Source organism: Spiribacter sp. 2438 (assembly GCF_009676705.1).
Taxonomy (GTDB): Bacteria; Pseudomonadota; Gammaproteobacteria; order Nitrococcales; family Nitrococcaceae; genus Spiribacter.
In genome coordinates, this window is sequence record NZ_CP046046.1 from 1,515,949 (window position 1) to 1,534,875 (window position 18,927).

At 64.3% G+C, this 18,927-nt stretch carries 20 protein-coding genes, 1 tRNA gene and 1 pseudogene; 12 read left to right on the forward strand and 10 right to left on the reverse strand.

Going from position 1 to position 18,927, the window contains the following annotated elements; genetic code table 11:
• Positions 1-71: 71 nt before the first annotated feature.
• Positions 72-756, reverse strand: a pseudogene (gene phoB / locus GJ672_RS07475) (phosphate regulon transcriptional regulator PhoB).
• Between the two features lie 30 nt (positions 757-786).
• Between phoB and GJ672_RS07480 the strand changes: the two are divergent.
• The 10 genes from GJ672_RS07480 to GJ672_RS07525 are packed head-to-tail and all read left to right on the forward strand — an operon-like array spanning position 787 to position 8,256.
• On the forward strand, positions 787-1,347 hold the full coding sequence (locus tag GJ672_RS07480; RefSeq protein WP_229381856.1) for a Na+/H+ antiporter subunit E: 561 nt from the start codon (positions 787-789) through the stop codon (positions 1,345-1,347).
• Positions 1,344-1,634, forward strand: coding sequence for a monovalent cation/H+ antiporter complex subunit F (locus GJ672_RS07485; protein WP_229381857.1), 291 nt, complete (start codon positions 1,344-1,346; stop codon positions 1,632-1,634). Before GJ672_RS07480 ends, GJ672_RS07485 begins: the two co-directional genes overlap by 4 nt.
• Positions 1,627-1,971 carry a monovalent cation/H(+) antiporter subunit G gene (gene mnhG / locus GJ672_RS07490; RefSeq protein ID WP_154296603.1) on the forward strand — a complete coding sequence of 115 codons (345 nt, stop codon included), beginning with the start codon at positions 1,627-1,629 and terminating at the stop codon, positions 1,969-1,971. Before GJ672_RS07485 ends, mnhG begins: the two co-directional genes overlap by 8 nt.
• Before the next feature lie 8 nt (positions 1,972-1,979).
• A complete protein-coding gene (locus GJ672_RS07495; RefSeq protein WP_229381858.1) occupies positions 1,980-2,510 on the forward strand; it encodes a DUF4040 domain-containing protein in 531 nt (176 codons plus the stop codon).
• On the forward strand, positions 2,507-2,992 hold the full coding sequence (locus tag GJ672_RS07500) for a Na(+)/H(+) antiporter subunit B (RefSeq protein ID WP_154296605.1): 486 nt from the start codon (positions 2,507-2,509) through the stop codon (positions 2,990-2,992). Before GJ672_RS07495 ends, GJ672_RS07500 begins: the two co-directional genes overlap by 4 nt.
• Positions 2,989-3,348: a cation:proton antiporter subunit C gene (locus tag GJ672_RS07505; RefSeq protein ID WP_154296606.1), complete on the forward strand. Its 360-nt coding sequence runs from the start codon at positions 2,989-2,991 to the stop codon at positions 3,346-3,348. Before GJ672_RS07500 ends, GJ672_RS07505 begins: the two co-directional genes overlap by 4 nt.
• Positions 3,345-4,832: a monovalent cation/H+ antiporter subunit D family protein gene (locus tag GJ672_RS07510; RefSeq protein WP_154296607.1), complete on the forward strand. Its 1,488-nt coding sequence runs from the start codon at positions 3,345-3,347 to the stop codon at positions 4,830-4,832. Before GJ672_RS07505 ends, GJ672_RS07510 begins: the two co-directional genes overlap by 4 nt.
• On the forward strand, positions 4,829-6,283 hold the full coding sequence (locus GJ672_RS07515) for a proton-conducting transporter membrane subunit (protein WP_154296608.1): 1,455 nt from the start codon (positions 4,829-4,831) through the stop codon (positions 6,281-6,283). The genes GJ672_RS07510 and GJ672_RS07515 overlap by 4 nt, the downstream gene beginning before the upstream one ends.
• Before the next feature lie 19 nt (positions 6,284-6,302).
• Complete coding sequence (locus GJ672_RS07520; RefSeq protein ID WP_154296609.1) at positions 6,303-6,578, forward strand: hypothetical protein; 276 nt, start codon at positions 6,303-6,305, stop codon at positions 6,576-6,578.
• Positions 6,571-8,256: a Na(+)/H(+) antiporter subunit D gene (locus GJ672_RS07525; protein WP_154296610.1), complete on the forward strand. Its 1,686-nt coding sequence runs from the start codon at positions 6,571-6,573 to the stop codon at positions 8,254-8,256. The genes GJ672_RS07520 and GJ672_RS07525 overlap by 8 nt, the downstream gene beginning before the upstream one ends.
• Before the next feature lie 17 nt (positions 8,257-8,273).
• Here GJ672_RS07525 and GJ672_RS07530 read toward each other — a convergent pair.
• Both GJ672_RS07530 and GJ672_RS07535 read right to left on the reverse strand, forming a co-directional pair.
• Positions 8,274-8,349: transfer RNA gene (locus tag GJ672_RS07530), tRNA-Thr, on the reverse strand.
• 45 nt (positions 8,350-8,394) lie between these two features.
• Positions 8,395-8,886 carry a type IV pilin protein gene (locus tag GJ672_RS07535; RefSeq protein WP_195759481.1) on the reverse strand — a complete coding sequence of 164 codons (492 nt, stop codon included), beginning with the start codon at positions 8,884-8,886 and terminating at the stop codon, positions 8,395-8,397.
• 71 nt (positions 8,887-8,957) lie between these two features.
• On the opposite strand from GJ672_RS07535, the gene GJ672_RS07540 reads away from it, so the two are divergent.
• Positions 8,958-9,479 carry a GspH/FimT family pseudopilin gene (locus GJ672_RS07540; RefSeq protein ID WP_154296612.1) on the forward strand — a complete coding sequence of 174 codons (522 nt, stop codon included), beginning with the start codon at positions 8,958-8,960 and terminating at the stop codon, positions 9,477-9,479.
• On the opposite strand, the gene ispH is transcribed toward GJ672_RS07540, so the two are convergent.
• From ispH to murJ, 5 genes are read right to left on the reverse strand one after another with little or no spacing between them, the layout of a single operon-like run.
• Complete coding sequence (ispH, locus tag GJ672_RS07545; RefSeq protein WP_154296613.1) at positions 9,469-10,452, reverse strand: 4-hydroxy-3-methylbut-2-enyl diphosphate reductase; 984 nt, start codon at positions 10,450-10,452, stop codon at positions 9,469-9,471. The two genes, GJ672_RS07540 and ispH, sit on opposite strands and share 11 nt — an antisense overlap.
• On the reverse strand, positions 10,440-10,925 hold the full coding sequence (gene lspA / locus GJ672_RS07550) for a signal peptidase II (protein WP_229381859.1): 486 nt from the start codon (positions 10,923-10,925) through the stop codon (positions 10,440-10,442). Before lspA ends, ispH begins: the two co-directional genes overlap by 13 nt.
• A 7-nt stretch (positions 10,926-10,932) precedes the next feature.
• The gene (gene ileS / locus GJ672_RS07555) at positions 10,933-13,752 is read right to left on the reverse strand and encodes an isoleucine--tRNA ligase (protein ID WP_154296615.1); all 2,820 of its coding nucleotides are present in this window, start codon (positions 13,750-13,752) and stop codon (positions 10,933-10,935) included.
• Between the two features lie 4 nt (positions 13,753-13,756).
• Complete coding sequence (locus tag GJ672_RS07560) at positions 13,757-14,713, reverse strand: bifunctional riboflavin kinase/FAD synthetase (protein ID WP_154296616.1); 957 nt, start codon at positions 14,711-14,713, stop codon at positions 13,757-13,759.
• Positions 14,714-14,770: 57 nt separating this feature from the next.
• A complete protein-coding gene (murJ, locus tag GJ672_RS07565) occupies positions 14,771-16,324 on the reverse strand; it encodes a murein biosynthesis integral membrane protein MurJ (protein WP_154296617.1) in 1,554 nt (517 codons plus the stop codon).
• A gap of 130 nt (positions 16,325-16,454) precedes the next feature.
• Here murJ and rpsT point away from each other — a divergent pair, with 130 nt between their 5' ends.
• Complete coding sequence (gene rpsT / locus GJ672_RS07570) at positions 16,455-16,718, forward strand: 30S ribosomal protein S20 (RefSeq protein WP_154296618.1); 264 nt, start codon at positions 16,455-16,457, stop codon at positions 16,716-16,718.
• Between the two features lie 33 nt (positions 16,719-16,751).
• On the opposite strand, the gene proB is transcribed toward rpsT, so the two are convergent.
• Both proB and cgtA read right to left on the reverse strand, forming a co-directional pair.
• Positions 16,752-17,879 (reverse strand): glutamate 5-kinase, encoded by a 1,128-nt coding sequence (gene proB / locus GJ672_RS07575; protein WP_154296619.1) that lies wholly within the window; start codon positions 17,877-17,879, stop codon positions 16,752-16,754.
• On the reverse strand, positions 17,876-18,901 hold the full coding sequence (cgtA, locus tag GJ672_RS07580) for an Obg family GTPase CgtA (RefSeq protein WP_154296620.1): 1,026 nt from the start codon (positions 18,899-18,901) through the stop codon (positions 17,876-17,878). Before cgtA ends, proB begins: the two co-directional genes overlap by 4 nt.
• Positions 18,902-18,927 lie beyond the last annotated feature (26 nt).

An 18,927-nucleotide genomic window follows, 5' to 3' on the forward strand; every position in this document is an offset into this window, starting at 1 on the left:
ACGGTGGTGCCAGCCACGAAGCGAGCGATGGCCGCCGGCCATGGGCTGCTGCTCAGCATTCGAGGCCCGGGTCAGTCCCCCGACATGCGATACCCCGCGCCACGCACCGTTTCGACCAGGTCGTCGTGACCGGTTGGCGCCAGGCTGCTGCGCAAACGGCGGATGTGCACATCGACAGTTCGCTCCTCGACGTAGACGTTGGCTCCCCAGGACATTATCGAGTAATTGGGCACGATTGAACACGCGCTCGGGATGGGTCATCAGGAAATGCAACAGCCGATATTCCGTTGGTCCAAGGGTTACCGCGCGGCCTTTGGCGGTCACCCGGTGGCTGGCCGGGTCCAGTCGCAGGCCGCGAATCTCCACCGGCTGATCATCCGCCGCCGGCTGAGCGCGCCGCAGAACGGCATTAATCCGCGCCACCAGCTCCCGGGGCGAGAAGGGCTTGGCCACGTAGTCATCCGCCCCCACATCGAGCCCCCGAACCCGATCCGCCTCCTCGCCCCGTGCCGTCAGCGTGATGATCGGCAGGTCCCGGGTTTCCCGACCCCGCTTCAGGCGGCGGGCAAAATCAATGCCGCTCTCGCCGGGCAGCATCCAGTCCAGCACCACGAGATCCGGCAGGCTCAGGCTCAGCGCGGCACCCGCGTCCTCGGCCGACTCCGCATGCCGAACCCGATGTCCAGCCCTCTCCAGAGCCAGCGCCACCATCTCGCGGATGGCCGGTTCATCTTCTACCAGCAGAATGCTCGGCATTGGCATCCCCCTTTCGCATGCCCGGGTCGGATGGTACTGAGGCTTTTGTTACAGCTCCATGACAGCGCCGGGCGCTGGCGGGGGTGCCCGGAGATTGGTACATTTCGCCGCATGCGTTATTTCGTCTCCCTGGCTCTTCTGCTGGCGCTTTTATGGCTGGGCCTGTCGGGGGTTTACAAACCTCTGTTGCTCATCCTTGGCGCCGCGTCCGTGGCACTGGTGGTCTGGCTTACTGAGCGCATGGAGGTGCTGGGGGCGGAACATGACCCGGGGACCCTGTCCTGGCGACTGGGGGCCTACTGGATCTGGCTCGTCTGGCAAGTGGTGCTTGCCAACATCGCGGTGGCCCGGGCGGTCCTCGATCCCCGCCGCATCCGCCCGCGGATGATTTCGGCCCCGGCCAATCAGCGTACACGGGTCGGCCAGGTGACCTACGGCAACTCCATCACCCTCACCCCCGGTACCGTCACCACCCGTCTGGACAGTGATTCCCGACAGCTCGAAATCCATGCGCTCATCCCGGAGGCGGTGGCGGACATCGAGGGCGGAGAAATGGGGCGTCGGGTGCAGTGGCTGGAGGGCAAGCCATGATGGACGCGGTGCTGCTGGCCACCATTCTGGCCATTTTCACCACCATGGCGCTGGCGCTCTGGCGGGCGATCGCCGGCCCATCGGTGTACGACACTATTGTCGGGGTCAACGTGTTCGGCACCAAAACCGTCCTGCTGATTGCGCTGATCACCTATTTCGGCGGCAACGACGATCTGATCGATGTCGCCATCGTCTACGCACTCATCAACTTCCTGGCGGTCATCGCGGTGCTCAAACTGGTCCGCCACCGGGATCTGGCGGCGGCACCGGAGAAGGCCGATGACTGAGGGAGTCATCGACATCCTGTCAGCCCTCATGCTGCTGACCGGCAGCGCCTTCGCCGTGATCGGCGGCATCGGGATCATGCGGTTCCCCGATGTTTACACACGGCTGCATGCCGGCGGCATCACCGATACGCTGGCGCCGTTGCTGATCGTCGGCGGACTGGTGCTTCAGTCCGGATTCAGTCTGTTGTCCTTCAAGCTCCTGCTCATTCTGCTGTTCCTGCTATTTACAACGCCCACGGCGTCTCATGCCACGGCCCGGGCAGCCATGGCAGCGGGCTGGCGGCCACTGGGTAAGAACAGTAAAAAGACGGACGGGGAGGAATCATCGAACACCTAGTCGACATTGTGCTGCTGCTGCTGTTGATGGTGGTGGGCCTGGGCGTGGTGCTGACCCGGGATCTCCTCAAGGCCACCATGCTCTTTGCCATCTACTCGCTGACCATCGCGGGGCTGTTTGCGGCACTGGATGCGGGCGATGTGGCGCTGACCGAGGCCGCCGTTGGTGCCGGCATCAGCACCATCCTGATCCTCGCCGTGCTGGCACTGGTGCCGCGCCACGAAAAGCGTCGCGGCGGCCATAACCTGGCGGCGCTGTTTACCGTGCTGGTCACCGGGGCGGCACTTGTCTACGCCTCGCTGGACCTGCCGGAGTTCGGGGCAGCGGACAACCCGGTCCATCAGCATGTGGGTCCGTATTACATCGAGCAGACCTACTCGGACATGGGCATTCCGAATCTGGTGGCCGCGGTGCTCGCCGGGTACCGCTCCATTGACACCATGGGCGAAGCGGTGGTGATTCTGACTGCCGGGATCGCGGTTTATGCCCTGCTCTCGGTGCCGCCGCGCCGCCGTCGAAAGAAGGGACCCCCGGCATGAAAGACAACCCGATACTGGTGGTCGTCGCCCGGTTCCTTATCCCACTGGTGATGCTGTTTGGCCTGTATGTGCAGTTCCATGGCGAGTACTCGCCGGGCGGTGGCTTTCAGGCCGGCGTCATTTTTTCGGCGGGCTGGATTCTTTTTGTATTCGTCTACGGACTGGAAACCGGTCTGCGCATCATCCCGCCCGGCGTCATCTACACCCTGGCTTCACTGGGCGTGCTGCTCTACTGCTTCATCGGCCTGCTCGGCGTGATCCTGGGTGGTCGTTTCCTGGATTTCTACCCGCTCCTGGAATCCCCCCACGCTGCCCAGCAGGCGGGCATCATTCTGGTGGAGTTTGGCGTCGGAGTGACGGTGGCCACAGTGGTCATGCTGTTCTTCCTGATGTTCGCCCGCCGGCGCGGTGAGGAAATTGCCGGCGGCCTGGACCCGGACGCCGAGGACGAGCCGCAGCCGGACGAGGACGACTGGCGATGACGGTGCTCAGCTTCTTCAATTACTGGGCGGTGATTGTGCTGATGATGATCGGCTATTACTGCATGATCGTGCGCGGCAACATGATAAAGAAAATCATCGGCCTGGGCATTTTCCAGACGTCCGCCTTCATTCTGTTCATCTCCGCGGGCAAGGTGATCGGGGGGTCGACCCCCATCCTGCGAGAAGGCGTCGACATCCATGCCAACCCGCTGCCTCATGTCATCATCCTCACCGCCATCGTGGTGGGCGTGGCCACCACGGCAGTGGGACTGGCCTTGACGGTACGCATCCGCGAGGCCTACGGCAGCATCGATGATGACGCCATTGACGCCGTTGAAGAGGGCGACGGCGAATGACGCTACCCGCCACGGACCTGATGCCCTTCATCGTCCTGGTGCCGCTGATCGCCGGGCCGATATGTGCTTTGCTGCCGGGGCGCCAGTGGCCCTGGCTGATCGCCACCCTCAGCACCGCCGCCGCGCTGGTGCTATCCGCCATCACGCTGGCGGCAGTCTTCGATGGCAGCACGCTGCGCTATCCCTTTGGCAACTGGATGCCGCCCATTGGCATCGAATATCGAGTGGATGCCGCCAGCGCCTTCGTGGCCCTGCTGATCACCGGCGTCTCGACGGTGCTTCTGCCGTGGGCCAAGGTGCTGGTGGATGACGAGGTGCCGGAGCGTCAGAGCGCTTTTTATGCCCTGTTCCTGATCGCCATGGCCGGTCTGCTGGGGATCACCCTAAGCGGCGATATCTTCAACGTCTTCGTGTTCCTGGAAATTTCTTCCCTCGCCACTTACGCCCTGATCGCCCACGGCCGGGATCGACGCGCACTGCTGGCCGCGTTCCGCTACCTCATCATGGGGACGGTGGGCGCGACCTTCCTGTTGATTGGCATTGCCTTCATCTACATTCTGACCGGCTCACTGAACATGGCGGATCTCGGTGATCGCCTGGTGAACCATCAGGACTCCCGGGCCCTGCAGGTGGCCCTCGGCTTTATCGTGGTGGGATTTTCCATCAAGCTGGCGCTGTTTCCCCTGCACCACTGGCTGCCCAATGCCTACACCTACGCGCCGTCCCTGATCAGCGCGTTCCTGGCGGCCACCGCCACCAAGGTGGCGCTCTACGTGATGCTTCGGTTCGTCTTCGATGTCTTCGGCGCCGACTACAGCTTCCTGGCCCTGCCCCTGAGTGCCGGCTTCATGGCCCTCGCCATCGGCGGCATGCTGATGGGCTCCTGGCTGGCCATCCTGCAGAGCAACCTGAAGCGCATGCTGGCGTACTCGTCGGTGGCCCAGGTGGGATACATGGTGCTCGGCGTCAGCCTGGTGACCCTGACCGGATTGACGGCGTCGTTTCTGCATCTGTTCAACCACGGGCTGATGAAAGCCACCCTGTTCGCCAGCGTCGGACTGATCATCTGGCGGTGCGGCAGCGTCCAGATTCAGGACCTGCGGGGTATCGGGCGGCAGATGCCCTGGACGTTGACGGCGTTCGCCCTGGGCGGCGTCAGCCTGGTTGGCATTCCGCCCACCGCCGGCTTCATCAGCAAGTTCTACCTCATCAGTGCGGCGGTGGAAGCCGGTCAGGTCTGGCTGGTGGTGCTGATCCTGATCACCTCGCTCATGGCAATCGTCTACATCGCCCGCATTGTGGAAGTGGCATGGCTCCAGCCCCGGCCTGAGGACGCGCCGACGGTGAAAGAAGCGCCCTGGTCGTTACTGGTGCCGGTGTGGATCATGGTGGCCGCGAATTTCTGGTTCGGCATTGATACCCGACTGACCGTCGGCGCCTCGACAGTGGCTGCCGAAGCGCTGAGTGGGGGGCTCCTGCCGTGACCCCGTTTGCCGCCGTTCTCATTCCGTTCATTGGCGCCGTCCTGATTTCGCTGGCCGCTCGTCGCCCCCTGCTTCGGGATGCCATCTGCTTTCTGGTCCCGATCCCGCTGTTTCTGACGGTGGTCACTCTGGCCTTCCGGCATTTGTCAGATGGCGAGGTCATCACCCAGCGCCTCATTGAACTGGTCCCGGGTCTGGAAATCACACTGGCCATCCAGCCGCTGGGCCTGGGTTTTGCCCTGCTGGCCTCGACGCTCTATATCGTCGCCACGCCTTATGCGCTGGGTTACATGAAAGCCGGCGGATACCAGAATCTCGCGCGCTTCATGGCCTGTTATGCCATCGCGCTGGGCGCGGCCATGGGGATCGCGTTTTCCGAGAACCTGCTGACCCTCTATCTTTTCTACGAAATTCTTTCGGTTTCCACCTATCCGCTGGTCGCTCACACCGGCACCGACAAGGCCAAGAGCGGGGCCCGGACTTATATCGCGCTGCTGCTGGTCACCAGCGTGGGCTTCATGCTGCCGGCGATGATCTGGATATGGCACGCCACCGGCACCTTGAGCTTTACCAGCGGAGGCATCCTGGCGGGCCAGGTCTCTCCACTGGCTGGCGCGGTCCTGCTGGTTGTCCTGCTCTACGGCATCGGCAAGGCAGCGCTCATGCCCTTCCATCGCTGGCTGCCATCGGCCATGGTCGCGCCAACGCCGGTGTCGGCCCTGCTGCATGCCGTGGCGGTGGTGAAAGCTGGCGTGTTCAGCGTACTGACCGTGGTGCTGTACATCTTCGGGCTGGACTATCTGCGGGAACTGGTAACCCAACCGGCGATGCTCTACATCGCGGTATTCACCATGCTGGCCGCCTCGCTTGTGGCCATGCATCAGGACAACCTCAAGGCCCGGCTGGCGTATTCCACGGTCAGTCAGCTGGCCTATATCGTCACCGGGGCGCTGCTGGCGACCCAGCTGGCTGCCATCGGCGGCGGCCTGCACATGTTCATGCACGGCTTTGGCAAAATCACGCTGTTTTTCTGCGCCGGGGCCATTTACGTGGCCAGCGGCATCAACACCGTCAGCGGCATGGACGGCCTGGGACGCCGCATGCCGCTCACCATGCTGGCGTTTTTCATCGGCGCCCTGTGCGTCATCGGCCTGCCGCCCACCGGCGGCTTCTGGAGCAAATGGTACCTGGTCAGCGGTGCCTGGGAGGCTGGCTATAACCTGGTGGTGGGCGCATTCATTCTCAGCACCCTGCTCAATGTGGCCTATCTGATGCCGCCGGTGATGCGCGCATTCCTGCGGCCACCCCCCGATGACGACCCGGTTCGATATCAGTACGCCGAGGCACCGGCGCTGTGTCTGGTGCCGTTGTTGATCACGGCGGTGGGCACCCTCGCCCTCTTCATCGTGGCAGGACCCGCCTTCGAGATGCTGGCGAGGGGTGTGCCTTGATGACAGGGAGGATGCCTGGATGAGCGCTGTCAACCTCACATCCCGCCTGCTGGAGGCCCTGGTTCGACGAGCGCGGCTGCTGCGCTGGCTGATGCTGGCCCTCATGGCGATTGTGGTGCTGATCGATGTCCTGGTCCCGGCGGCTTACACCCGGTTCCCCTGGGACGGGATTCCGGGATTCACCGCGGTTTATGCGTTCATCGGCGCCCTGGTATTGATCGGACTCTACAAGGCCATTGGCTTCGGACTGGTTTACCGCTCGCCGGACTACTACGGGACGTCTGACGATGAGTGAGTGGCTGCATCCGGCATTATGGCTCGGCCTGGGGGCGCTGCCACTGGCGCTGCTCCGGGGCCGCCTCCGCCAGCTCTGGCAATTGGCCCTGCCCCTGCTGGTGTTGCTCATGGTGGCCAACCTCGAGACCGGGACCCAGGTGACGGTACCGCTGGGCCCCCTGGAATTGATGCCGCTCCGCGTGGACAGCCTGAGCCTGGCATTCGCCTGGATATTTGCCTTGATTCTTTTCCTCGGCAACGTCTTCGCATTGCGGGTGGACGACCCGGCCCAGCATGTGGCCGCCATGCTCTACGGCGCGGCGGGCATTGGCACCGTTCTCGCCGGCGATCTGATTACCCTGTATGTCTTCTGGGAGATCATGATGATCGCCTCGGTATGGCTCATCTGGCGGAGTCGGCGCCAGGCGGCCTACCACGCCGGCATGCGATACCTGATCGTTCACGCCCTGGGCGGCATGTTCCTGCTGGTCGGCATAATCGCCTACTGGCAGGCCAGCGGCAGCATCACCTTCGACGCCGTCAGTACCGGCCACATCGCTTTCTGGCTGATCCTGGCGGGGGTGCTCGTCAATGCGGCGGCGCCGCCACTTCATGCCTGGCTACCGGACGCCTACCCCGAAGCCACGGTCACCGGCATTGTGTTCCTCAGCGCGTTTACCACCAAGGCGGCGGTTTACGTTCTCGCCCGGGGCTTCCCTGGCGAGGAAATGCTAGTCTGGCTGGGCGTATTCATGATCCTCTACGGGGTCACCTACGCGTTTCTGGTCAATGACATTCGGCGGTTGCTGGCCTATCACGTCATGAGCCAGGTGGGCTACATGGTGGCAGCGGTTGGCCTCGGCAGTGCCTTGGCCATTGCCGGCGCCGCCGCCCATGCGGCCACCAACATCATCAACAAGTCAGTGCTGCTGATGGGCGCGGGCGCGGTTCTGAAGATGACCGGCACCAGCAAGCTCACCGAGCTCGGTGGTCTGTACCGCAGCATGCCCATCACCTTCCTGCTCTACATGGTGGGCGGGCTGTCCATCTCCGCATTCCCACTGCTGAGCGGGTTCGTCAGCAAGACCATGATTTTGGAGGCGGCCGCGGTTGAGGGACGCGGCGCCATCTTCCTGCTGATGACCCTGGCCGGCGTGGGCACATTCATGAGCACCACCCTCAAACTCCCCTACTACACCTTCCTGGGCCCGGACTCGGGACTGCGCCCCGCCGAGGCGCCGCTGAACATGCGGATGGCCATGGGCCTGACCGCGCTGGTGTCACTGCTGATTGGCGTCATGCCACTCACCTTCCAGGCCCTCATGCCGTTTGCGGTGGAGTACAACCCCTACACCATCACCCACCTGCTCAAGGAAACGCAGCTGCTGCTCTTCACCGGGCTGGCGTTCTTCCTGCTGGTGGGGCTGCTGGGCGGCAAGAACAAACTGAGCCTGGATGTGGACTGGTTCTATCGGGTCGCCGGTCAGCGTCTCATGATCGGGATCCGGGATCAGGTGCGTGCCTTGGATCAGCAGGCGCGCCAGCGCTTCATGCAGCGGATCCAGCGGCTGGGCACGTACACCATCGAGCTTCGCCAGAGCCGCTATGCGCTTCGCAGCTGGTCCACCGGCTCGATGATGCTCTGGACCGCCGTGGTCCTGGCGCTGCTGCTGGTTTTCGGCTTGGGACGAGCTTAGCGAGGGGATGGAAAGGATGGTGCCGGCGCACGGACTCGAACCGCGGACCTACGCATTACGAATGCGTTGCTCTACCAGCTGAGCTACGCCGGCTTTCCGCGCGGAATCTTAGCGGAGCCGGCAAAATCAGACAAGCGCTCAACCCCAGCAGCGGGTGGCCAAATCGGAGCCGTCCGGGGAGTCAGAATTCCCGCCGGAGGCAGCACGTCCACCGTCAAATCGATACACGAGAATCCGACATCGGCCTGATCCAGTGGAGCCCGTGTCAGACCGGCGGACGGCTCGGAGCTGCCAGTGAGGAGAGTCGGTGGAAGCCCGACCCCAGTCGGCCTTACCCACCACGCCAACCTCGAAGCGATACTGCCCGGCCAGCTGCCGGCGACAGTCCAGATCGGCCTCATCCGGCCTGAATCCCTCAAAGCCCCCCTGCCGGAGCCGGTATAGCTGCATTTCCGTGGCCAGGGACACCAGACAGGCGCCTGCTCCGACCCGCTCGGCATCCGCCAGTGGCCCACGATAGGCGGGCATCGCAACCATTACCAGAATGGCGACGATGGCCAGCACCACCATCAATTCCACCAGCGTAAAACCCGTTTCGTCCGAACACGATGATCTGGCCGTCGCACGCATGTCCCCGAGCCTGCGCCACTGGTCAGTGCGCCGGAAGCAATGGCCGAGGAATGCGCTAGATTGCCGGATCGATGGAGCAGAACGGCTACACCCTGATTGGCCTGATGGCCGCCATTGGCCTGGCTGCACTGGTGACCGGCCTGGGGATGCCGTCATTCCTGACGGCCTGGGACCGGCATGCCCTCACCCTGACCGCCGATCGACTGATGGCGGACATTGCCTATGCGCGACATGAGGCCATGCTTCGAGGCGAGCGGGTGGTCCTTGAGCCCCGGCAGGAGGAATGGCGGAGCGGTTGGCGAGTCCGCCTGGCGATGGACCCGCCCGGTGAGGGTCCCAATCTTCGCACCCAGCCACCGTTGCCCGACCGACAGGCGCTGGAAACCAATGCGGGCATTGGCTCGCGGCTGACTTATCGACCGGATGGGCGTAGCGAGGGACCCGGTGGGGGCCTGCAGATGGGACGGTTTTTCCTCTGTCTCCATCAGGCTGGCACCGCCGGGCGGAGTATCGTGATCAGCTCCACCGGCCGTGCCCGGCTGAGTCGCGACCCGGCGGACCTGACCGGAAGCCGGTGCGCGCCTAATCCGTAACCGGCTGTATTTCACCCCGTTTCGGGATCGCGCGCATCAGGTCCCGGGGCATGGAAAACACCACATCCTCGGTATGGCTGCCACTGAGATCGGGGCGTTTCGCCCCCCACTCCGCCAGTCGGTCAATGACATCCCGGACCAGCGACTCCGGCGCCGATGCCCCTGCCGTGACACCAATTTTTTCCGCCGACTGGACCCACTCCGCACGAATTTCCGTGGCTTCATCGATCTGGTACGCCGACACCCCCATCCGCTGCGCCAGCTCGGTCAGCCGCAGGGTATTGGAGCTGTTGAAGGACCCCACCACCAGCACCACGTCCACCTGAGCCGCCAGTTCCCGCACCGCATCCTGACGATTCTGTGTGGCGTAGCAGATGTCATCCTTGCGGGGGCCTTCAATGGCCGGAAAACGCTCACGCAGCGCGTCCTTGACCGCCGCCGTATCATCCATGGAGAGCGTTGTCTGGCTGACGTAAGCGAGATTGCTTTCATCCCGGACTTCCAGATCCCTGGCATCTTCCGGCGTCTCGACCAGATAAATGCCGCCCTCGTGGGCCTGTTCCCCCACATACTGACCGAGCGTGCCATCCACTTCGGGGTGCCCGTCGTGACCGATCAGCACCACCTCGCGGCCCTGCCGCGCATGGCGTCGAACCTCCATGTGGACTTTGGTCACCAGCGGACAGGTGGCGTCGAACACGTGAAGGCCCCGCGCTACCGCTTCATCGCGGACCGCCTGAGAAACCCCGTGGGCAGAAAAGATCAGGGTCGATCCGGCCGGCACGCCCTCCAGCTCCTCGACGAATATCGCCCCTTTCTGCCGTAACTCATCCACCACCGTGCGGTTGTGGACCACCTCGTGCCGGACGTAGATGGGCCGACCAAACGCCTCCAGAGCCTGTTCGACAATGCTGATGGCCCGATCCACGCCGGCGCAGAAACCGCGGGGGTTCGCCAATTTTATTTCCTGCATGTTCTCGACTCTCTGAACAGTCCGATGAGAAGTAGCACAACCCCTACCGTAATCGCTGAGTCGGCCACATTAAAAGTCGGCCAGTGCCATCCGGCCAGATGCAGATCGATAAAATCGACCACGACACCCAGCATCAGGCGATCGACCAGGTTGCCCACAGCGCCCCCCAGCACGCCGGCGACGCCCAGGGCCTGCAGCCAGTCACTGCGGGGCAGTCCCCGCAGCCAAACCAGCAGATAGGCACTGATGGCAAGCGCCACGGCGACAAAGAACCAGCGCTGCCAGCCATCTCCGTCCGCCAGAAAACTGAACGCCGCCCCGGGGTTGAAAGCCAGTCGCAGATTCAAAAAGGGCAGCACCTCAACCGGCTCATAAGGCCGAAGCAGAGTCAGTGCCAGCCACTTGGTCATCTGATCCAGGGCGACCAGCGCGGCGGCGATCAGCACACCGGGTTTGAAAGCCGAGGTCGCCATGACGCGCTCAGGCAAATCGCCGATGCTCTCCGCTGCCGGAGACATTGCTGAGGCAGCGACCACACAGCCCGGGATACTCTGGATCCGCACCGACGTCGGCCTGCCGGTGCCAGCAGCGCTCACACTTGGGGTGAGGGCTCGCCTCCACCGAGAAGCGGAAGGGGGTTCCGTCATCCAGCTGCCCGGTCAGCGTCTCGCTGCCCGCGGCCTCCAGCGGATGCACCCGCGCCGCCGAGGTAATCAGCAGGAAACGCAGTTCCTCACCGAGAAGGCCCCAGCGCGTGGCCAGCGGTTCAGGGCAGAACAGATCCACTTCGGCCTCCAGGGTGGCTCCCAACACCTGCTCGTTTCGCAGGGCTTCAATCCGCTTGGCGACGATCTCCCGCAGCTGGAGGATGCTCTCCCAGAACGCATGATCCATGGGGCCCTCATCCAGCGGGAACAGGCCGTCATACCACTCTGCCTCGAATACGCTCGCCGCCCGCTCGCCGGGTAGATGCTCCCAGATCTCGTCGGCGGTGAAAGAAAGGGTCGGCATCAGCCAGCGCACCAGCGCCTCGGCGATGTGCCACATGGCCGTCTGGGCCGATCGCCGGGCAGTGCTGTCCGCCTGGGTCGTGTATTGCCGATCCTTGATAACGTCCAGATAGAAACCGCCCATGTCCAGGACGCAGAAATGGTGGACGCGCTGATGCAGCTGGTGAAAATCGAACCGATCACAATCGTCGATGACTGCCTGCTGAAGACGGTGGGCGCGGTCAATGGCCCAACGGTCCAGTGGCAACAGCTCGGAGGCGGGTAGCGCATTCACGGCGGGGTCGAAGCCCGCCATGTTGGCCAGCAGAAAGCGGGCGGTATTGCGCATTCGACGATAGGCGTCGGCGGCACGCTTGAGGATATCGTCCGATACGGCAATTTCGCCGGTGTAGTCCGACGAGGCGACCCAGAGCCTGAGAATGTCGGCGCCCAGCTGATTCATGACCGACTGGGGGGCAATGACGTTGCCCCGCGACTTGGACATCTTGCGGCCCTGCTCATCCACCGTGAAGCCGTGGGTGAGAACCGCCTGATAAGGCGGTGTGCCATTGATCATCATCGAGGTCAGCAGTGAGGACTGGAACCAGCCCCGATACTGGTCGCTGCCTTCGAGGTAGAGGTCCGCTGGCCAATCCAGATCATCGCGACCCCGGAGAACGGTTTCATGGGTGGTGCCGGAATCGAACCAGACATCGAGAATGTCATTGACCTTCTCGTACTGATCGGCCTCCTCGCCCAACAGGTCTTCGGCGTCGAGCTCGAACCAGGCATCGATGCCGTCCTTTTCCATGCGCTGGGCCACGGCCTCGATCAGCCGATCGGTCTCTGGATGGGGTTCGCCGGTGTTCCGATCCACAAACAGGGCAATGGGCACCCCCCAGTTGCGCTGGCGGGAAATGCACCACTCCGGGCGATTGCGCACCATGGCGGCCATGCGCTCCTCGCCCCAGGACGGCACCCAGTCGACATCGTCCAGAGCGGCCAGGGTCTTTTCCCGCACATCGCCTGCCTCGAGATTCAGGAACCACTGGGGTGTGGCTCGAAAGAGGATGGGTGTCTTGTGCCGCCAGCAATGGGGATAACTGTGCCGGTAGGGCTCGTGGTGCAGCAGCGCACCGACCTCGTCGAGACGCTGGACGATGTCCCGGTTGGCATCAAAGGCAAACTGCCCCTGAAAATCGCCCTCCACGAATCGACCGGCGCCGTCCAGCGGGTTATCCAGGGGCAGTTGATAGCGCTGACCGACCACGAAGTCGTCCACCCCGTGATCCGGCGCGGTGTGGACGCAGCCGGTGCCAGCCTCGGTGGTCACGTGGTCACCCAGGATCACCGGCACCTGTCGCGGCAGCCAGGGGTGCTGGAGACTCAGACCCTCGAGATCACGGCCGCGACAGCGCCCCACGATGCCGTAGTGTTCGATGCCGCATCGCTGGAGCGCCGTTTCATGCAAGTCATCCGCGATCAGCAACAACTCCTGCTCGTGCTCGACGGACACCAGGACGTAGTCGAAATCCGGATGCAGAACCACCGCCTGGTTGGCGGGCAGGGTCCAGGGCGTGGTGGTCCAGATCACCACCGAGACCGGCAGATCATCCGCCTCCACCGCTGAGCCGCAGCGGCGGGCGAATCCCGCCGCATCCACCGCGCGGAAACGCACGTCCACCGCCGGCGAGGTGTGCTCCTCGTATTCGACTTCGGCCTCGGCCAGCGCCGAGCCGCAGTCGGTGCACCAGTGGACGGGCTTGAAGCCGCGTTTGAGGTGGCCCTTGCGAACAATGGTGCCCAGCGCCCGGAGGATATTGGCCTCGGTGCCCGGCGCCATGGTGAGGTACGGCGAATCCCAGTCGCCCAGCACCCCCAGGCGCTGAAAGTCCTCGCTCTGTCCGGCGACCTGCTCGCTGGCGAAGGCGCGACAGGCATCCCGAAATGCCCGGGGGGTGACCGCCTCACCAGCCTTGCCAATGTCCTGCTCCACCTTGTGCTCGATGGGAAGCCCGTGACAGTCCCAACCCGGCACATACACCGCGTCATAGCCATCCAGGCTGCGGCTTTTGACGATCATGTCCTTGAGGATCTTGTTGACCGCATGGCCGATATGAATATCGCCATTGGCGTACGGGGGGCCATCATGCAGCACCCAGCGCTGACGTCCGGCCCGGGACTCGCGCAGTCGCTGATAGACCCCTTGTTCGCGCCATTTCGCCAACCGCTTGGGCTCGCTTTTCGCCAGGCCGGCGCGCATCGGAAAAGCGGTTCGGGGCAGATTGAGGGTGTCCTTGTAATCGCTCACGGGGTCATCCTGCTCTGTCGGGAATTGTATAACCTTGGGTCCGAAACCAGTGCCTGGCAGACGCCACATCGGCGGCAATCTGCTCGGAGAGCGCGTCCAGGCCCCTGAAATCCGTCTCGGGGCGCTGCCATTCCAGGAGCTCCACCGAGATGGTCCGGCCGTAAATGTCACCGCTGAAATCCAGCAGGTAAGTCTCCAGCAGGGTCTCAACCCCATTCACGGTCGGACGGGTGCCCAGACTGGCAACTCCGGGCCAGGGCTGATCGGCCAACCCATGAACCAGCACGTTGAATATGCCCCGCATGGGAGGGGGCTGATGGCCGAACCGCAGATTGGCCGTGGGCCAGCCCAGCTGGCGCCCCAGCGCCTGCCCACGCACCACCCGGCCGGAAATGGACAGGCGCCGTCCGAGCAGCGCTTCGGTCATCGCCATGTCACCCGCGGCCAGGGACCGGCGGACCCGACTGCTGCTTACCCGCTCACCTTCATGACTGATGGTGGGCATGCGCTGTAACTCGAAACCGTGATGGCGAGCGGCTTCCTCAAGCATGCCGTAGTCTCCCCGGCGTCGGTGGCCGAACCGGAAATCGTCACCGACCATCAGGAAGCGCGCGCCGATTCCATCCACAATGAGGCCCTGGATGAAGTCTTCCGCCGACTGGGCCGCCAGTCGGGCATCGAAACGAAGGCACAGGGTCCGATCCACCCCCAGGGAGGCCAGCACCTGCAGCTTGTCCCGCAGTCGGGTGATGCGCCCGGGCGCGTTGTCCGGTGCAAAGAACTCCCGCGGTTGGGGCTCGAAGATCACCACGGTGGTGGGCAGACCCAGCCGCTGGCCTGCCGCCTGCAACGTTTCAATGACCGAGCGATGGCCGCGATGGATGCCATCGAAGTTGCCGATGGTCGCCACGCTGGGACGATGTCTCGCCTTCAGATTGTGCGCGCCCCTCACGAGCTCCATGGGCTGCTCCGTCGCAGTCTGACCAAAAGCCGCCAGTATACGGTAGCGGGATCCCGTTCAGCCACGCGGGACCGCCGGCTCGATAAACTGCCGCGGCCGCCGTCCCCGAAGCCACAACACAAAGAAGTAAACCGCTGCTCCCGCCAGGATGAGGGCAGCCAGCGAGCCCGCCCGGCCGAATACCCCCTGATCAAGCCAGAAATCGGACTGGCTGGCCGGCCAGTAGAGCACGGCCCCCATGGCCAGCGCGGCCAGGCCGGAATCCCGCAGCAGGGCCGGCCAGCCCGGACAGGGCCGATAAACGCCGGCCTTTCGCAGCCCCCGGAACAGCAGGGCGGCGTTCACCCACGCCGCCAGGCCGGTGGCCGCCGCGAGCCCGGCATGAGCCACTCCCGTGCCGAACAGCGTCACCACCAGGGTAATGCTGAGTATCATATTGACGCCCATGGCGATGAGGGCGCAGCGCACGGGCCCACGGGTTTCCTGCCGCGAGAAGTACCCGGGCACCAGAACCTTGACCAGCACGAAGCCCATCAAGCCCATGCCATACGCCATGAGGCTCCAGCGGGCGGCGGCAACGTCTGCGGGGGAAAACTGGCCGTACTGGAAAAGTGTGGTGAGTAACGGCCCAGCCAGCACCACCAGCCCCACGGTGGCCGGCAGAATCATCAGCAACGTGATACGAAGGGCCCAGTCCAGCGTGGCATTGAAACGCTCCGGGGCCTGCGTCGAATATTCCCCGGAAAGCCTTGGCAGAATCACCGTGGCCAGCGCCATGCCAAACACCCCCAGCGGAAACTCCATCAGACGATCGGACCAGTAAAGCCAGCTGATGGAGCCGGCGATCAGAAAGGACGCCAGGATGGTGTCAAGCAACAGATTGATTTGCTGAACCGAGGTACTGAAGACCGTCGGCCCCATCAACCGGAGAATGCGCCGGACACCGGGGTGCTGCCAGTCCGGTCGTGGCCAGGCCAGCAACCCCCGCCGCCACAGGAACGGCAGCTGCAGGGCGAGCTGAAGGAAGCCGGCCACCGGCACCGCCAGCGCCAGCGCCAGGACGCCATTGGCGAACTGCGGCGCCAGCCAGATGGCCGCCGCGATCAGGCAGAGATTCAATAACACCGGTGCGAAAGCCGGCGGACCGAAACTCTCGTAGGTGTTCAGCACCGCGGCAGCGGCGGCGGTGAGCGCAATGAGCAAAAGGTAAGGGAAAGTCAGGCGCAGCATGTCGCTGGCCAGTGCCAGCTGCTCGGCGTCGCCGGCAAAGCCCGGGGCGAACACCCGGACCAGCCCCGGAGAACCCAGAACCGCCAGGATGGTGATGGCCAGCAGCACCAGGGCCAGGCAACCCGTGGCCCGGGCAAACAACTGTCGAACCGCTTCGTCGCCGCCGGCCTGGCGCTCAGCGGCCAGCACCGGCACGAATGCCTGCTGAAAAGCCCCCTCGGCAAACAGCCGACGGAAGAAGTTGGGAATTTTAAAAGCGACAAAGAAGGCATCGGTCGCCGCGGACGGCCCGAAGACGACTCCCAGGACGATGTCCCGAACCAGCCCCAGCACCCGGGAAAACAGCGTCCAGCCGCCAAATGTCGTTATTGACCGCAGCATGCCTCGGCCCCAGCGCCCCTTTTCACCCTCTCGGACCGGTGCCCGGGCCGATCCCAGTTGACATTTCGTCGACGGATTCGCATATTACCGCTCTTTTCTCCCGGACACAGATTTCAACAGGAGCAGCCCGTTGGCCAATATCGCCTCTGCCAGAAAACGCGCCCGTCAGGCCGAAATCCGGCGCCGTCACAATCAGGCCCGTCGCTCGATGATGCGCACCAAACTCAAAGAGGTGACCGTTGCCATCGCCAAGGGCGATCGGGCCGCCGCCGAGGCCGCGTACGCCGAGGCCGTTCCGGTGCTCGATCGGATGGCGACTCGCGGTGTGATTCACCGCAACAAAGCCGCTCGCCACAAGAGCCGGCTGGCGCAGCAGATCAAGGGTCTGGCCTGAGGCCGTCATCCTGGACGGCCCAGCGGTCGGCACTCAGCCGGTCAGTACCAGATTGTCGCGGTGAATGAGCTCCGGCTCGGTGACATAACCCAATAGCGACTCGATACGATGACTGGGCTGCCCGCACAGCGCCCGGGCAGCCTGGGAGTCATAATTGACCAGCCCTCGCGCCACTTCATCACCGGCCTCGTCCACGCAGGCCACCATTTCGCCGCGCCGGAATTCGCCTTCGACCTCTCTCACACCCACCGACAGCAGGCTCCGGCCCTGGTCCCGCAACACGCGAACCGCGCCGGCATCCAGCCAGAGACGGCCCCGAGCCTGCAACTGACCGGCGAGCCACTGCTTGCGGGCCACCAGGCGCGCCTGGGACGGAGTCAACAGCGTGCCCGGCGCCTCCCCGGCGAGCACCCTTGAGAACACATCATCCTCCCGGCCCGAGGCGATCAACGTCGCCGCGCCGGCCCGGGAGGCCCGACGGGCGGCGAGCACTTTGGCGCGCATGCCGCCGCTGCCCAGCACGCCCGGCGCATCCGAGCACATGGCTTCCAGCCGCTTGTCGTCCGCCTGGGCCTCGTTGATCAGCGCCGCATCCGGGACCACCCGGGGATCTGCCTCGAAGAGTCCCTGCTGGTCGGTGAGAAGCACTAGCAGATCGGCCTCGATGAGATTGCTGACCAGCGCCGCCAGTGTGTCGTTGTCCCCGAAGCGGATCTCTTCGGTGGCCACCGTGTCATTCTCGTTGACCACCGGAATGACCCCGACCTCCAGCAACGCACGCAGGGTGACACGGGCATTCAGATAACGCTGACGATCCGCCAGGTCTTCGTGGGTCAGCAGCACCTGGGCCGTTTTCAGCCCAAACCGCTGAAACGCGGACTCATAGGCCTGCACCATGCCCATCTGTCCCACCGCTGCGGCAGCCTGCAGGTGATGCAGGGCGCTGGGGCGGCGGGCCCAGCCCAGCCGCTGGATCCCCTCGGCCACGGAGCCGGAAGACACCAGCACCACCTCCACCCCCTGGGCGCGGGCCGCCACGATCTGCGAGGCCCAGCGCTGGATCTGTTCGTGGTCCAGACCCCGGCCATTGTCCGTCACCAGGGCACTGCCAACCTTCACCACCCACCGGCGGCTGTCCGTCAGGGCCTGGCGTGCGTTCATTGTTGATCCTCGTCCATTGCCTGGAGCCTCTGCATCACCGCCTGACACAGGCTCCGAACCCCGTCGCCGGTTTCCGCCGAGACAAAGAATGCCGGGCCGCTCCAGCCGAGGGAGGCTTTCAGCTCATCCAGAACCCGGGCGCGTTCGTCCTCGGGGAAAAGGTCCGCCTTGTTAAGCACCAGCCAACGCTCACGACTGGCCAGAGTCTCGCTGTAGGCCGCTAGCTCACCCACCACCGAACTGACTTCACGGGCGAGATCGCGCTCGTCGTAAAGGCCCGCAGCGTCCACCACATGGAGCAAGAGTCGGGTTCGGGACAGATGACGCAGAAAGCGGATGCCCAGGCCCGCGCCCTCCGCCGCCCCCTCAATCAGCCCGGGGATATCCGCCACGGTAAAACTGCTGCCCGGCCCAACCCGCACGACCCCCAGTCCAGGGTAGAGGGTGGTAAAGGGATAGTCCGCCACCCGCGGACGAGCCGCAGACACTGCCCGCAGGAAAGTGGACTTGCCAGCGTTTGGCGTGCCGAGCAACCCGATATCGGCGAGCAGCTGCAACTCCAGTGTCAACTGTCTTTTCTCGCCGGGTGTCCCGGGGACCGACTGTCGGGGTGCACGGTTGGTGGAGCTTTTGAAATGCACGTTGCCAAGACCGCCGCGACCCCCCTCGGCCACACAGAGGCGCTGGCCCGGGCGCGTCAGATCACCGATCGCCTCGTCGGTGTCCACGTCCCGGACCAGCGTTCCCACCGGCACCGGGATGACGATGCTTTCACCGGCACGGCCCGCCATCTGCCGTCCCTGCCCGTTGTGGCCGCGCTCGGCGGCATAGTGGCGGGCGTGGCGGAAGTCCGCCAGCGTGTTCAGTCCGGGATCGGCTTCCAGCCAGACACTGCCGCCGTTGCCGCCGTCCCCACCGTCGGGCCCGCCATACGGGATGTACTTTTCACGGCGGAAGCTCACACAGCCGTTGCCGCCATCTCCGGCACCCACCCGAATCCGAGCCTCGTCAACGAACTTCATGCCAGTACTTCCGCCACAATCAAAAA